This window comes from Williamsia sp. (assembly GCF_036566845.1).
In the GTDB taxonomy this organism is placed as follows: domain Bacteria; phylum Actinomycetota; class Actinomycetes; order Mycobacteriales; family Mycobacteriaceae; genus Williamsia.
Map to the genome: position 1 here is coordinate 1 of NZ_DATCVM010000073.1, position 1,507 is coordinate 1,507.

A 1,507-nucleotide genomic window follows, 5' to 3' on the forward strand; every position below is an offset into this window, starting at 1 on the left:
ACTCGGACACGACCTGGCAGGCACCGTCATCGGAGTCGGTGCGCACGTGCGACAGTTCTCCGTCGGCGACGAAGTCTATGCGCGCCCCCGCGACGGGCGCATCGGCACCTTCGCCGAACGCATCGCCGTTCACGAAGACGATCTCGCGCTCTCACCTACATCGATCAGCACCGTCGAGGCCGCCTCACTGCCCCTCGTCGCGCTCACCGCCTGGCAAGCACTCGTCGAGCGAGCGAATGTGCAGCCCGGACAGAAAGTTTTGATCCATGCCGGAGCGGGCGGAGTCGGATCGATCGCGATCCAGCTCGCCAAGCATCTCGGCGCGAGCGTCGCCACCACCGCGAGCGGCACAAACGCTGACTTCGTCCGGGATCTCGGCGCGGACGTCGTCATCGACTACCGCACCGAGGACTTCGAGAAAGTCCTGACCGCCTACGACGTGGTTCTCGACAGCCTCGGCGGCGACAATCTCGAACGGTCACTGCGGGTACTTCGGCCGGGCGGAACGGCAATAGGGATCGCGGGCCCACCCGACCCGGCCTTCGCCGCCGCCGCCGGGCTCAACCCGATCGTTCGACTCGCGATCACCGCCCTGAGCCGAAATATCCGCAGACATGCCGCGAAAGCAGGCGTGAGTTACGAATTTCTCTTCATGCGCGCCAGCGGCGAACAACTACGCCGCATCTCCGAACTCGTCGACGGCGGTGTCATCCGGCCGATCGTCGGGAGGACCTATCCCTTCGGCGAAACACCAGACGCACTCACAGCCCTCGCATCGGGCGGCATCCGAGGCAAAGCCGTCATCACCTTGCCCACCGCCCGAACCGCCTCGGAGAACCCCACATGAGCACGTCGAACTACCAGGGCGCCTACGCATCCGCGCCGACCAAGACCATCACCGCAGGTGGAAATACCTACGCCTACCGCGAACTGGGGCCGACAGGCGGCATCCCCGTCGTCTTCTTCGTCCACCTCACTGCCAACCTGGACAACTGGGACCCCCGCATCGTCGACGCCATTGCACAGAACCGTCACGTCGTCACGTTCGACAACGTCGGCGTGGGTGCATCCACCGGAAAAGCTCCCGACACCATCGAGGCGATGGCGGCCGACGCCTACACCTTCATCACCGCGCTCGGCTTCGAGACGATCGACCTGTTCACCTTCTCCATGGGGGGCTTCATCGCCCAAGATCTGATCCTCGAACACCCACAGCTGGTCCGTAAACTCGTCCTCACCGGCACCGGACCTCGCGGCGGCAAGGACATCGACAAGGTCGCTCGGACAACCTACTTCGATGTTCTGCGCGCAACGCTCGTACGGGCGGACCCCAAGGAATTCTTGTTCTTCAACCGCAACCTCGCCGGCAAGACCGCAGCCAAGGCATTCATCCGGCGCTTGAACGAACGCAGCACCGACCGCGACACCGCCGTCAAAATATCAGTGCTGCGTACCCAACTCGCTGCCATCAAAAAATATGGACGCTCCGCCCCATCGGACCTGTCCC

At 64.0% G+C, this 1,507-nt stretch carries 2 protein-coding genes; both read left to right on the forward strand.

Translation table 11 applies throughout. From position 1 onward, the window contains the following. Nucleotides 1-847: NADP-dependent oxidoreductase (locus VIQ49_RS06355; RefSeq protein ID WP_331882153.1), on the forward strand; the 847-nt coding region annotated here is incomplete at its 5' end. Then, nucleotides 844-1,507, forward strand: a 664-nt coding sequence (locus VIQ49_RS06360) for an alpha/beta hydrolase (RefSeq protein ID WP_331882156.1), incomplete at its 3' end; no start/stop codon positions are given. The genes VIQ49_RS06355 and VIQ49_RS06360, both read left to right, overlap by 4 nt.